At 58.8% G+C, this 13668-nt stretch carries 12 protein-coding genes; 10 read left to right on the top strand and 2 right to left on the bottom strand.

All coding sequences use genetic code 11. The annotated features are described in order from the left end of the window. Positions 1-115 precede the first annotated feature (115 nt). Positions 116-1000: a 3-keto-5-aminohexanoate cleavage protein gene (locus WN73_RS22275; RefSeq protein WP_271554790.1), complete on the top strand. Its 885-nt coding sequence runs from the start codon at positions 116-118 to the stop codon at positions 998-1000. Between the two features lie 179 nt (positions 1001-1179). Here the strand turns inward: WN73_RS22275 and WN73_RS22270 are convergent, their stop codons facing one another. After that, positions 1180-1362, bottom strand: coding sequence for a hypothetical protein (locus WN73_RS22270; RefSeq protein ID WP_271554788.1), 183 nt, complete (start codon positions 1360-1362; stop codon positions 1180-1182). 282 nt (positions 1363-1644) lie between these two features. Here WN73_RS22270 and WN73_RS22265 point away from each other — a divergent pair, with 282 nt between their 5' ends. The 4 genes from WN73_RS22265 to WN73_RS22250 all read left to right on the top strand — a co-directional run bounded on the left by WN73_RS22265 (position 1645) and on the right by WN73_RS22250 (position 7522). Next, positions 1645-2907 carry an ABC transporter substrate-binding protein gene (locus tag WN73_RS22265; protein WP_271554786.1) on the top strand — a complete coding sequence of 421 codons (1263 nt, stop codon included), beginning with the start codon at positions 1645-1647 and terminating at the stop codon, positions 2905-2907. 199 nt (positions 2908-3106) lie between these two features. Beyond that, positions 3107-4177 carry a dipeptidase gene (locus WN73_RS22260; RefSeq protein WP_271554784.1) on the top strand — a complete coding sequence of 357 codons (1071 nt, stop codon included), beginning with the start codon at positions 3107-3109 and terminating at the stop codon, positions 4175-4177. Between the two features lie 755 nt (positions 4178-4932). Further along, on the top strand, positions 4933-5313 hold the full coding sequence (locus WN73_RS22255) for a RidA family protein (protein ID WP_271554783.1): 381 nt from the start codon (positions 4933-4935) through the stop codon (positions 5311-5313). Between the two features lie 547 nt (positions 5314-5860). Continuing rightward, positions 5861-7522 carry an electron transfer flavoprotein-ubiquinone oxidoreductase gene (locus WN73_RS22250; RefSeq protein WP_271554781.1) on the top strand — a complete coding sequence of 554 codons (1662 nt, stop codon included), beginning with the start codon at positions 5861-5863 and terminating at the stop codon, positions 7520-7522. A gap of 76 nt (positions 7523-7598) precedes the next feature. On the opposite strand, the gene WN73_RS22245 is transcribed toward WN73_RS22250, so the two are convergent. After that, entirely contained in the window at positions 7599-7844 is a 246-nt protein-coding gene (locus tag WN73_RS22245; RefSeq protein ID WP_271554780.1) for a hypothetical protein, read from the bottom strand. 224 nt (positions 7845-8068) lie between these two features. Here WN73_RS22245 and WN73_RS22240 point away from each other — a divergent pair, with 224 nt between their 5' ends. The 5 genes from WN73_RS22240 to WN73_RS22220 form a co-directional block, all read left to right on the top strand. Continuing rightward, entirely contained in the window at positions 8069-9178 is a 1110-nt protein-coding gene (locus WN73_RS22240; RefSeq protein ID WP_271554779.1) for an ABC transporter substrate-binding protein, read from the top strand. Positions 9179-9517: 339 nt separating this feature from the next. Further along, complete coding sequence (locus tag WN73_RS22235) at positions 9518-10645, top strand: ABC transporter ATP-binding protein (RefSeq protein ID WP_271554778.1); 1128 nt, start codon at positions 9518-9520, stop codon at positions 10643-10645. Between the two features lie 83 nt (positions 10646-10728). Further along, positions 10729-11553, top strand: a complete 825-nt coding sequence (locus tag WN73_RS22230; protein ID WP_271554777.1) for an ABC transporter permease — start codon at positions 10729-10731, stop codon at positions 11551-11553. Continuing rightward, positions 11553-12350 carry an ABC transporter permease gene (locus tag WN73_RS22225; protein WP_271554776.1) on the top strand — a complete coding sequence of 266 codons (798 nt, stop codon included), beginning with the start codon at positions 11553-11555 and terminating at the stop codon, positions 12348-12350. Before WN73_RS22230 ends, WN73_RS22225 begins: the two co-directional genes overlap by 1 nt. Before the next feature lie 735 nt (positions 12351-13085). Continuing rightward, a partial coding sequence (locus WN73_RS22220; RefSeq protein ID WP_271554975.1) for an ABC transporter ATP-binding protein occupies positions 13086-13668 on the top strand: 583 nt, incomplete at its 3' end.

Genomic DNA, 13668 nt, shown 5'->3' with positions numbered 1-13668 from the left:
TCTTGCCGAAGCAAAATTGTTACAGGCACTGCCACGGTGGCACTCGAAAACACTCCGCCTAGTATGCCTTCGTCGCCGCTGATCACATGAAAAAGTATCAACAAAGGAGCTCTTAATGTCAGAGAAAGTTGTCATCACATGTGCAGTGACCGGAGGGAATTCCGCCGTTGTTGCGAAACATCCAAAGATTCCCATCACGCCGTCCCAAATCGCAGATGCGGCTCTGGACGCTGCGAAGGCCGGTGCCGCGGTCGTTCACATTCATGTCCGCGACCCAGAGACCGGAGCCCCATCGAACCGGTTTGACCTCTATGAGCAGGTCGTCAAGAAGCTTCGGGACGCATCGACTGACGTCATCATCAACTTGACGAGCGGAATGGATGGCGAACTCGTGCTCGATTCGATTGAGCCGGCAAAGATTGGCGAGACAAGTACGCTCAAAAAGCCCTTGGGGCGCTGTCTTCATGCCGTCAAACTTCAGCCCGAGATTAGCAGCTTGGATTGCGGCACGATGGCGTTCGGGGAACGCATATTCGTCGCACGAATGTCGGACCTGCGAGAACTCGCGAAGCTCATGCGAGAAGCCGGCGTGAAGCCCGAGCTTGAATGCTTTGATCTCGGCCATATTGAAACTGCCAAGAGACTGATATCTGAACAGCTGATTGAGGCGCCGCCTCTTTTCCAGTTCTGTCTCAGCACAGGCTATGGCGCTCCCGGCGTTCCAATCGCTCTTCAGGCGATGCGAGAGATCCTACCGCCGGGCGCCGTCTGGGGGGGATTTGGCTGCGGTCCAGACGAAATGCGAATGGTCGGACAGCTGGTCAATATGGGCGGCCACGTCAGGGTAGGATTAGAAGATAACATTTATCTTCGACGTGGCGTGCTCGGCTCCAACGCCGAACTCGTCGAGAATGCGGTTGGGATCATCGAGCGCATGGGCGCCAGCGTCGCCACACCCGCTGAGGCGCGGGCAATTCTAGGTCTCAAGAAGCGCGGGTGAACGTACGAGGGTCCGGCATGGGTCATGCCATGCCGGTTCTCGGACGCTGGAAACGCGGAGTCGTCCGTTACAATTCTTGCCGTGCACACGCTGCAGTCGCAGCGATTCAGCTGGAGCTATCTCGTTGGCCTACGTGCGCGATTTCTTGATTGCTGGCATGGCGCTCGCGACGACTCATCCTAGATCGTCAAAGGTATCAAAGGGGCGACCTGCTTCAGCCAAAACCCTCGTGCAAGAGGCGAAATCCGGAAAATTCCAAGGTGCTCTTCGGCGAGCAGATGAGTCGAGCGCATCGTGCGACGAATGAATTGCGTCAGATTGAGCAAGGTCAAATACTGGCCACGCTGCTCGGCCAGGACCAAGGAACCCTCCGCCTCGAAGATTGACGTCCGTGCCACAAAGCGATGCCGCGCGCGTTGGATGGGTGCCTGCAAACGGTGGATCTGAAGCTGGCGGCAATCATTAGGTGGGCCGCACTTGATGAGCCGCCCAAACGCCTGCCGCTCTCAACGAGAATACCCCTCTGAGGATCTGTAAGGCGCGAACGCCACCCGCTTTTGCGCATTTCATCGGTCCCGAGGCGACGTGCTTTCAATTCCGGCAAAAGAAAGCGCCGGGGCGCAGAAGTCGAGCAGCAAAGCCGAATGGATGCAGGTATTCATCTTGAAATTCGCTTAAAGTGCTTCAGTTTTATGCTCAATGTTCGGCTGCTAGGGAAGGACATCGTCATGGACAACAAATGTTCAGCGCCGCAAGGGCTGTCGAAGAGCAGAAATTCGGCTCCCGATGAGAAATCGAAATTCAATCGCCGGGACATTTTGCGGGCCGCAGCCGCGTCTATGGCTGTTCCGGCCATTGCGCGATCCACGGCCGCCTTTGCCAAGGATAAGCTCGCCGGCTCCGGCCAAGTCGTCGCATTCTCATATGGCGGTCTGTTTACTCAGGGAATTCGCAAATACGTCTACGACCCGTTTACGGAAGCAACCGGGATCAAGGTGGTCGACGTGATTGCTGATGTTTCCGACCCTCAGGTCAAGGCGATGAACCAGGCGGGGCGGGTCGATTGGGATACGGCTTTCTTGCAGGCGGCCGTTTTTCCGCCCATGGACGACGCAGGCATGTTCGTACCCATCGACTACAGCTTGTGGGACTCTGAGTCCCTGGAGGGGACACCCGAATCGGTCCGTCTCAAGACGGCGGTCCCGGTGTTCGCATCGGCGCAGTTGCTCGTTTCCGATAAGCGGGCGTTTGGGGATCACGGGCCCAAAAACTGGACCGACTTCTGGAATGTCAAAACCTTCCCTGGTCCGCGTGGTCTCACCGGCCTGGCAGCCACCGCAAGAGTCGACATGGTGATTGCTTTGCTGGCCGATGGGGTGGCGAAATCAGACATCTGGCCGCTGACTGATGACAAGATCGATCGGGCACTAAAGAAGCTCGACGAAATCAAGCCGCATGTAGCGAAGTGGTGGACAGCGGGCAGCGAGCCAAATCAGTTGCTGATCAACCGGGAAGTCGTAATGACAAGTTGCTTCGACGGTCGAACGATCAGCTCAATTCGTCAAGGAGCACCCGTTCAGATGGCTTGGGATGGCGCATACGTGAGTTACACGTATGGGGTCGTGTTGAAAGGTGGACCGAACACCGAAAACGCGCAGAAGCTGATTGCCTTCCTGAATCGAGCCGCTATTGCCGCGGGTTTTACGTTGGGAACCGGGTACCCTGGACCAAATACAAATCAGCTGAAGCAGTTGCCTTCGGATCTCGTTCCGCTGCTCAGCATCAATCCGGAGAATGCCGCGAAGGTGGTCCACGAGGATTCCGCTTGGCTTGCCGCCAAGCGCCCTGACGGCAAGACCAATCTCGAACGCATTGGGGAACGCTGGCTGGCATGGCGGGTCCAGTGATCTCGGCGAAAGGAAACCTTGCGACCGGAGTTTCGGCTGCTTGGCGTTCGTGTCTGCCGCTGCTCGAGAGCATTTTCCTTGCGGTATTCCTTCTCGGTCGCATCGCTCTTAGTGTTTCCGCCTGGGATGCAAAAGCGAGCATACGCTAGGTTCGATACAATTCTATAGTGGAGCGCTGCGGCGTATGACGGAGACAAATATGGTTGACGCAAGTCGCCCGGATCGACTGGAACAGATCCATCAGCAGACAGTATTCGTCGACGTGCACGCCCATCCGAGTGGCTTCTGCTGGCCCGGCGTGCCGCGCATCGGGCCCGACGAGCTCGAACGATATCGCCGCAGCCTCATGGACCTTGTCGTCTGCAGCCTCGTCGGCGACGCGACGTATAGCTGCGTGAAGCGCGACGAATCCGGCCAATACCCGCCCGGGTCCGGAGCGGCCTTTCGCGGCCGGTACCGCCCGAAGCGCGGGGAGCCTTTCGCACTCGACCTTGATCGCTTGTCGGCGATCCTGAAGACAATCGAGGATGGCGACGCTGTGCTGGCGGAAAGCCCGGCAGCAGTGCGAGCGGCCAAGCGCGAAGGGAAGCTTGCGTTGCTGCCGGCTCTCGAGGGGGCGGACAGTCTGGAAGGGCTGATCGACAACCTGCACAAGTTCCATCGGCGTGGATTGCGTCTCCTCCAGTTGGTTCACATGCGTGCGAACGAAGTTGGGCACGTCCAGACATTTCCTTACTCACCTGGGGGCCTGACGCCTTTTGGGCGTGAGGTCGTGCGCGAGTGCAATGCGCTTGGGATCATCGTCGACCTGGCACATGCCAACACCGAGACGATCCTGGACACCCTCGCGCTCTCTTCGCACCCCGTGATCTGCAGCCACACTGGCGTTCAGAGTCTGTACAATGGGCAAGAACAGATTGGCTTCGATCGCTTCCTCACGGACGAAGAGATCCAGGCCATCGCGGCGAAGGGCGGCGTCATCGGCATGATCCTCGTCCGCGAGTGGATGCCTCGCTTGAGCGACCTCGTGCGCCACTGCAATCACATCAGGCGCCTCGTCGGCATCGATCATATCGGTATCGGCAGCGACCTTCTCCGGGAGGCGGGAAGTGCTCCCCAGCCGGAATATATGGCTGAATTCGGTGAGGATGCGAACTTCCGTGCCATCGCTGATGGCTTGTTGGCCGAGTGCTACTCGGTTGAGGAAGTAGGAAAGGTGATGGGCGGCAACTTCTTCCGCGTCTGGGAGCAGGTGGCTGGGACACACTGACCTGGGAATCTCCTACAGTTCGGGCGGGAGCTAGACGCTCGGGCCGCGGTGCATGACCGGCGCTGTCTTTATCGCGCTCGATGCGACACGCTCGAACCCAATGCCGCGCTGCCTCAATGCCCCCGACCGGCTAGACAGCCGGTCACAGCGCGCTGGGCCAACCCAAGAATTGTCGTGCGACCTATGAGGGCATGGTAGCGGCGGCGCCAGACTTTTCGAAGATCAGGGCGAATGTCCGCGACAATTGAACGATCCGACCTCGGCGCATGCGGTTCGCGCATGTGAACCTGTGAGTAGATGAAGCGGACTCAATGCGTGCACGCCACGTATTCCCGCGTTCCTGCTTTCCTTCGCGGGTAAATCATCAACAATCGCGATCACGCTGCGCCGGGCGCAGCCGCCTTAGTATATTATTTCCTCTTGAAATCAGCTGACTCCTGCATGACCGCGAGTTCTGCCGTTCGTTGCGCGTCGCGGTAGTGCAAGCCCAAGAAACACTGCGTCTGTCGTATTGGCGGGCGCACCGCTGACCGTTAGGTAGTCGCGGCGCAGGGGGATGCCGCGTCAGAGCGATTTTTCGCAACACCGCGTTGTAAAGCTGCTCGGAAAACGCAAGTGAGTTTGAAATAATACGATAGCGATCAAAGCTCGGTGAAAATCTGCGCGATGTTCAGAATAGCATTTCTGGAAGTTGATCAGCTCCTCTCACTTTTTTCGCGCTGTCGAATGTCGATCACGAAAGGTACGAACACAAAATGAGCAAACAGATTCCTTGTAGCCCAGCCCGTTGGGCTGGTGATTTGTTGAATGTGGCGGGCCAATTGGGCACTGCGCCGGGAGGGCTCGTCACCGCCCCCGGCGACCGGGCCGCGCAAGTTGCTGCACAGACGCGGCAGGCACTAAAGAATCTCCTCGACATCGTTGAGGCCAACGGGCTCACTTCCGCAGATGTTGTCAAGGCAACCGTTTATCTGGTGAAGTGGAGTGATTACGAGGCGATGCACGCCGAATACACAAAAGTATTCCCGTCCACGACGGACGATAATCCGCCGGCTCGGATGACGATGGCCGTTCACGAGCTTTGGAATGGTGCTCTCGTCGAGATCGATTGCTGGGCTTACCGCAAGAAGGCGTGATGAGCGTTCCTGCCCGGATCATTGTCCTCGGGGCGGGACAGCTGGACGAATCGGCCGCGCGTCGCGGCCGATCATGCTGGACCTGCCGTGGCGACCGCATTATCCAGCAAGGCTCAGCACGAAGGATGAATTGCGGGACGCGGTACGCTCGATCGTCCGTTATCGGCAAGTTGCCAATACTGCAGTTCCTGAGCGATCCGTTTAGCGCGCAGCTGCAGCGCGATATTCGATGCGGCGCTCGCGAAGAGAGGCTCCTCACGTTTTGCGCAAGTTGAGACTGGCAGCACACCAACGACTGACAGGCCTATTTTTTTGACAATGTTGATTTCGACCAGAACGGCGGGAGACCGGCTTCCTTCGACTGTGTCATTCCATTGGCGTGTCAACCGACAGCTGGTTTCGCTTCACTTTACGACGTTGGTCGTTCGGCCACATCATCGGAGTGCACGAACGCCCCAGGTCTGCAAGCGCGCGCGTTTGGACCGATTACAAAGATGGTAACCAGTTGGAATCAATTTACTGACGAGTCGCGAATTGGAGTAGGAGCATGACCACCGAGCCGCTTCCCCCGCGCGAATCCATGGACTTCGACGTCGTCATCGTCGGCGCCGGCCCTTCGGGCCTATCCGCCGCGATCCGGTTGAAGCAGCTCAACGCCGACCTCAACGTCGTCGTGGTGGAGAAGGGCTCCGAGGTCGGTGCGCATATTCTCTCAGGCGCGGTGATCGACCCCGCAGGCCTGGACAAGCTCGTGCCCGACTGGCGCGAGGATGCCGATTGTCCGCTCAAGACGCAGGTCAAGGACGATCGCTTCTTCTGGTTCAGCGAGACCGGCGCGATCAAGCTGCCGAACTTCATCATGCCGCCGCTGATGAACAATCATCACTGCTACATCGGCTCGCTCGGCAATGTCTGCCGCTGGCTAGCGCGCAAGGCCGAAGCGCTCGGCGTCGAGATCTATCCTGGCTTTGCGGCGGCCGAGGTGCTCTATGACGAGCAGGGCACCGTGAAGGGCATCGCCACCGGCGACATGGGCATCGGCCGCGACGGCAAGCCGAAGGACTCCTTTACCCGTGGCATGGAATTGCTCGGCAAATACACGCTGTTCGCCGAAGGCGCGCGCGGCTCGCTCACAAAGCAACTGATCGCGAAGTTCGCGCTTGATGCCAAGAGCGAGCCGCCGAAATTCGGCATCGGCCTGAAGGAAGTCTGGCAGATCGATCCCGCCAAGCACCAGAAGGGCCTGGTCCAGCACGCCGTCGGCTGGCCGCTCAAGAACGACACGGGCGGCGGCCTGTTCTTCTATCACTATGACGAGAACCTCGTGTCGATCGGCTTCGTGGTTCACCTGAACTACACCGATCCCTATTTGTCGCCGTTCAACGAGTTCCAGCGCGTCAAGAACCATCCGGCCGTGCGCGGTACGCTCGTAGGCGGCAAGCGGCTCGCTTACGGCGCACGCGCCATCACCGAAGGCGGCTACCAGTCGGTGCCGCGCCTGAGCTTCTCCGGCGGTGCGCTGATCGGTTGCGCGGCTGGCTTCGTCAACGTGCCGCGCATCAAGGGCGTGCACAACGCGATGGGCACCGGCATGCTCGCGGCCGAGCATGTCGCCGCCGCGCTCGGTGCGGGCCGCGCCAATGACGAACTCGTCGAATACGAGAATGCGTGGCGCTCGTCCTCCGTCGGCAAGGACCTCCATCCCGTCCGCAACGCCAAGCCGTTGCTATCGAAGTCCGGCACCTTCATCGGCGCAGGGCTTGGCATCTTCGACATGTGGTGCAACACGCTGTTCGGCGCTTCGCTGTTCGGCACGCAGTCTCATTCCAAGCCCGATCGTTCGACGCTCAATCCGGCCAAGCAGCATGCGCCGAAAAACTACCCGAAGCCGGACGGAAAGATCTCCTTCGACAAGCTGTCGTCGGTGTTCTTGTCCAACACCAATCATGAGGAGGACCAACCGGTCCATCTCCGGGTTGCTGACATGAACCTGCAGAAGATGTCGGAGCACGACGTCTTCGCTGGTCCCTCGAACTCCTATTGCCCCGCCGGCGTCTATGAATGGGTGGAGGAAGGCGCGGGCCCGCGCTACCAGATCAACGCCCAAAATTGCGTCCACTGCAAAACCTGCGAGGTGAAAGACCCCAACGGCAATATCACCTGGGTTCCGCCGGAGGGCGCCGGCGGCCCGAACTACGAGGCGATGTAAGACAGCTTAAGGCTATCTCTTCGACCTGACCTGGACGATAGGCCAGTTCTATCGTTGGGCTTATTGGCTCATCGCGTCATTTGTTGCGTTCGCACAAAGCCGTCGTTAGCAAAGCGATGCGAACTGCGGGAGAATTTTCAAGTGCGAGTCCTAATTTCCGAACCTGTGCAGCCGATTGTTCCTTTTGTTCACCTCTCAAGGTCTTCGCCCATCGAATGTTCAGCCACTTCCGTGAGAAAGCAGCGAAGTGTTGGGGCGGCGCCACGTCGTTCTCCGGCAGGCCAAAGAAAACAGTGGGACTGCCGTGGAAAAAAAAACGCAAGAAGGCGTCTCATACGCAAGATTTTGGGCTTTCATGGTCGATTTTCACCGCTTTTGTGCGTTGGGCGCCTCTACGATCCCAAAATTACCTGGTTCTGCTTCACGCGAAGAAGCGCCCTAGCCATGACCGGCGTTGCCTGCGGTCCTTCACCGCATTCGTGCGAATGGATCGTTCTAGGCGCTTCCGCCGAAGCCGCACTGTAGGAGAATGAAGGAGGGGCCTTAATGAATGAACGTCCGATCCGGATTATTAATCGTCGTCGCGCTGTGAGCCTTATCACCGCTGGGCTCGCTGCACCTTTCGTCAGCCGCGGGACGAGTGCACAATCGGCTTGGCCAGAGCAGACCGCCGTTCCTGACATCCTCAAGGGTTCAGGCGAGGTGCGTATCGCCACTTGGGGTGGCGCATTGCAGCAGGCGGAGCAGAAAGCTTATTTCGAGCCGTTCGAGAAGCTGACCGGCATAAAGGTTCGCGCCCTCCCCGGCGCCGACCAGGCTAGAGTCAAGGCCATGGTTGAAACCGGCAACGTCGAATGGGACATCGTACAACTCAGCAACGGCTCCATCATGAACCTGATGAAGTCCGGCGATTACTTTGAGAGAATCGACTACTCCCTCGTCGATGATGGCGTCGGCAAAGAATACCGGTCCGAGTATGGGCTCGAAATGTTGGTCTGGGCCAGCGTGATGGCCTACCGCACCGATGCATTCAACGGCGCCGCGCCTGCAAGCTGGGCCGATTTCTGGGACATCAGCAAGTTTCCCGGCGGCCGCGCTTTGTACGGCATCGGCTCTGAGCATCCGGAATTGGAGTTCGCCCTAATGGCGGCCGGCGTACCCGCCGACAAGCTCTATCCGCTCGACGTCGACAAGGCGCTGGCGAGCTACGAAAAAATCAGGAAGAGCGTGACGAAGTGGTGGACCACGGGCGCTCAGCCGCCGCAGATGTTGACCGATCGCGAGGTCGTCATGACCACGGTGTGGAACGGCCGGATGGCTGCATTGCAGGAGCAGGGGGTGCCCGCGACGATTTGCTGGAATCAGGGCGTGGCCCGGCGTGACGGTTGGGGGGTTCCCAAGGGAGCCAAGAACAAGGCCAACGCGATGAAGTTTGTCGCCTATTCGACCATGGCAATTCCGCAGGCGCGTTTTGCGCTCTCCATACCATACGGCCCTGTTAATGAAAGCGCTTTTAAGTATATCCCGCCAGAGCGAACGGCGTTGCTGCCAAGCGCGCCAGAGATCAAGAAAAAACTGATCCCGTACGACTACGATTGGTGGATTGCCAATCAAGACATGGCTGTCGCCAAGTTCAACAAATGGATGTTGGGCTAATGCCTTCTTTTTCCCCTTCCGGCCCCTGCGCGGCATCGAGTTCGGGTCGAACTGCTGCTCGGACCGAAGAGTTGCGTAGCCTACACGGGTCATTGGCATCTCAAAGGCAGCGGTGCCAACGGCCCTACTGCCGCATCTGCGGCTACAACTCGATTCCCAAGCTTGACGTCGCGCGAGAACGGGTAACGATATTGCCGACTGCGCCCGAATCGAAAAATCAATTCGTGTCCTATGAATATGACCAGTGGCGGGACAATCGCGGCACAACCGCCAAGTACCTCTTGGGGAAGTTCGTTGTCGTCGTCAACCAGTGCTTTAAGGCTACCCCAGAGGAATCTTATGGACGAAGCGTCGGGCTGTTCGGCTCTCCTTAAGGGCGATGGTTGTCTTCGCGGTGCTTCGGTGTCGCTCAGAAATTTGGAGAGGAGTTACGGCGGATTCGCTGCTGTGGCCGGAGTGTCGCTTGATATTCAATCCGGTGAATTCCTCACCTTGTTGGGACCCAGCGGTTCAGGCAAAACGACGACGCTGATGATGATCGCGGGATTCCAGGCTCCCAGCAAGGGCGACATTGCCATTGACGGTTTGTCGGTAGTCGATACCCCGCCTTATCGACGCAACATCGGCATGGTGTTTCAGAACTACGCTCTCTTTCCACACCTGACCGTGGCCGAGAACATCGCCTTCCCCCTGAAGCAGCGTCGTGTTCCGAAAGTGGAGCGGGCAAGGCTGGTCGCCGAGGCGCTTGAACTCATGCATCTGCCAGGCTATGGCGGGCGCTATCCGCGCCAGCTCTCCGGAGGACAACAGCAACGCGTGGCTGTGGCGCGTGCTCTGGTCTTCAAGCCGCGTCTATTGTTGATGGACGAGCCACTGGGCGCACTCGACAAGCAATTGCGAGAGAATCTTCAGCTTGAGATGCGTCGGCTGCACGCAGAACTCGGCATCACATTCATCTATGTGACTCACGATCAGGAAGAGGCACTCACCATGTCGGACCGCATCGTCGTGATGAACGACGGGAAGGTCGCGCAGGTCGGGCGGCCGGAGGATCTCTACGACCGGCCCTGCAATCGTTTCGTGGCTAGCTTCATCGGTGAATCCAACTTCCTTCCTGCGATTGTGCGCGGCTTGGAAGGTGACATAGTCGTTGCTGAGAGCGAGGGTGTGCTGCTGCGGGCCGCGACCTCGCTCCGTACAGCAATCGGCGCGGAGGTTACGTTGGCAACCCGGCCCGAGCGGCTGCGCTTCGTCGAAAGGCTTGCTGAGCCCGAACGCGCTGTTAATCGCATCACTGTTAGGGTGACGGAGGCGGTGTTTGCCGGCGAGCGTTGCCGGTACTTGCTGAAGACCGAGAATGGAACTTCCATGGTGCTCAAGGAAGCTTCCAGTGCCACGGTCCGCCGCCGTGACGTTGGTGATCGTGTAGAGATCGCCTGGTCGGTCGCGGACACGATCATCGTCTAGGGCGCCCAATGTCTGACTCGAGCATGACGTCATACATGCGCCTCTTATCGGGCCGATGGAACTGGAGTAGGTGGGGGCGCGAGATGTCGTGGCTCGCTCCGCTACTGCTCGCCGCGCCGCTGATCCTCTACATGGTCGTGTTCTATGCCATTCCGGTCGTGTCGATGCTGCTGCGCAGCCTCAACGATCCGAACTGGTCGCTGGACCACTACGTAGCATTGCCAGGCGACGTCGTTTTTCTCAAAGTTCTCTGGATCACGCTCAGCACGTCATTTGTGGTGACGCTCAGCACCCTGTTACTGGGGTATCCGGTGGCACTTGCTCTGTCTCGCGCCCGGTCAATCGCGCCCCTTATCCTGATTGTAGTCCTGCTACCGTTTTGGACGTCGGTGCTGGTACGCACGTATGCCTGGATGGTCTTGCTCGGCCGCCACGGCATCATCAACGAGGCGCTGATGGCGCTCGGCGTGATTGAACAGCCGCTCCGGCTGCTCAACACGACGCTTGCGACGGAGATCGCAACGATCCACATCTTGTTGCCCTATATGATCCTGCCGATTGCCAATGCGCTGCGGCAGATTGATCCCTCGCTGGCGCTGGCTTCCTCTGGTCTCGGCGCCACGCCGTGGGGCACCTTCAGGCAAGTGACGTTTCCTCTGTCAATGCCAGGCGTGGCGGCTGGCATGCTGCTGGTTTTCGTGTTGGCGCTCGGATTCTACATTACGCCGGCCATGGTGGGCGGCTCTCGTGATATTACACTCTCGATGTTGATTGCTCAGGAAGTCGATCAACTCCACTGGGGGTACGCTGCCACTCTTTCCACATTGTTGCTCGCGATCGCGCTCGGCCTAGTCGCCATTGCCCAGTTCCTGCCTGGCGTGGGCAACGCGTTTAGGACAAGCAAGTGATGAGTGCTATTCGGCTCGTGCCATCGTTGATCGTTGCGCTTATCCTGCTCTTCCTTGCTCTTCCAATTGTTGTTGTGTTCGTGCTTTCCTTCTCCTCGGCGGCGTATCTCACTTTCCCACCACCGGCCTTTGGCCTCAGATGGTATGAAGCCTATTTTGGGGATTCTGATTGGCTGGACGCAACTTGGCTCAGCCTCTGGGTGGCGGCAACTGTCGTGGCGCTTTCGACCACGCTCGGCACCCTTGCCGCGATCGGCATTGTTCGCCTGCCTCGCCCGATACGCATTCTCACGACAGCGCTCGTTCTTTCGCCGCTTATCGTGCCGGGAATAGTCGTGGCGATCGGCCTATACTACGCTTTCTCCCGCTACGGGCTGGTCGGCTCGCCGATTGGGTTAGTGCTGGCGCATACGTGCTTGGCCGTGCCGTTCGTCGTAACTAGCGTCAGCGCCAGCCTCGCTGGAATTGATCCCAGGCTTGAGCTTGCGGCCTTGAGCTTAGGCGCGACACCTGGTGCCACCTTGTGGCAAGTAACATTACCCCTGATCCGGCCGGGCGTCCTAGTCGGCGCGCTGTTTGCCTTCATCACCTCCTTCGATGAGGTAATCATAGCGCTTTTTTTGTCTGGATCTGGTGCTGTCACGCTGCCGCGGCGCATGTGGGATGATTTGCGCTTCCAGCTCAATCCCACGATCGCGGCCGTATCGACGCTCACGATAATTCTGACTGCGTTTCTGCTCGCCACTGCGCACCTTATGCGGAGGCGCGCCCAGCAGTTGAAGAACGCAAAGGGCTAAGCATGATCCAGGGTTAGGCCCTGCCCGTGCGACCGCAATTGCTTGTGATTGGTGGAGTTACTTTGAACGGCTGATGTCCATCAATCGCTCCTGAAGATTAGTATGTTTGATCGCGGGCAGATTAACGCCTGCGCCCGCCACGATGTTTGGCGAGGGAATGCTAGCGCCTACGTCCCGACCCAGCTAGCCGATCCGGTACCGCCCAACTCGGACCGGCGGGCGGAAAATCCTAAAGCGGAACGCGCCTCATGCGCAGACCGTCATTCAAGCGCCCAGTCGCATTCGGACGAAGAAGCTCCATGCGAGCTAAGATGCTCTTTTCGAGCGCAAGAAGTCCGTTTGTGAGTTGAATGATCTGGCGTTCGCCCTTTGTGTCACGGCGGTTGCGCCCGTTCAAAACCGGTTCTTCAAGTGTGGCGCTCTAAAGAGTCAGATTTCCTTCATCCAGCGCACAATTTCGGTTGTCCGGCAGGAGATATCGGTGAAAACCAGCGCTGCCAGCGGATACATATTTTCCCGAACAAGAAGTCTCTGCAGGCCACCAGACCGCAGGGGCAAAAAACGAAGGGCGAGGAAACGATGAGCCAACTGCAGGCGCCGTATGCGGGTGTGTCGCTGCGATCCTGGCCGCGCACGCAGTTTCTACAATCCGTCAAGAAGAAGATCGTGGTCTGGTCTTCGGCGGGCGCCGCAGGAGTGGGAGCGCCTGGGTGCGCGGGGGAGGGAAAAGGGTCGATGCCGGGCACGAACAATGCCTTTGTGGAATTTTCGGGTGTTCAGAAGACCTACGATGGCGAAGCCTTGGTCGTTAAGAATCTCAACCTGGACATCGCCAGGGGTGAATTTCTGACGATGCTGGGGCCCTCAGGCTCCGGCAAGACCACGACCCTCATGATGCTCGCTGGCTTCGAGGCGCCCACCCAGGGCTCGATCCTGCTGGCGGGGCGCTCGATCGAAAATATGCCGCCGCACAAGCGCGACATCGGCATGGTGTTCCAAAATTACGCGCTGTTTCCACATATGACCGTGGAGGAAAACCTCGCCTTCCCACTGAAGGTTCGCAAGCTGGGGAAGCTGGAGAGAGAGGCAAAGATCAAGCGGGCGCTCGACATGGTTCGTCTCGGTGCCTATGGCGGGCGCCGGCCCGGCCAGCTTTCCGGCGGCCAGCAGCAGCGCGTCGCGCTGGCCCGCGCACTTGTCTTCGATCCCAAGCTCGTGCTGATGGACGAACCGCTCGGTGCGCTGGACAAGCAGCTACGCGAGCACATGCAACTCGAGATCAAGCATATCCACGAGGATCTCGGCGTCACCGTGGTCT

It is taken from the genome of Bradyrhizobium sp. CCBAU 45394, assembly GCF_028128655.1.
Classification (GTDB): domain Bacteria; phylum Pseudomonadota; class Alphaproteobacteria; order Rhizobiales; family Xanthobacteraceae; genus Bradyrhizobium; species Bradyrhizobium diazoefficiens.
This window is presented reverse-complemented; position numbering and strand designations above follow the sequence as displayed.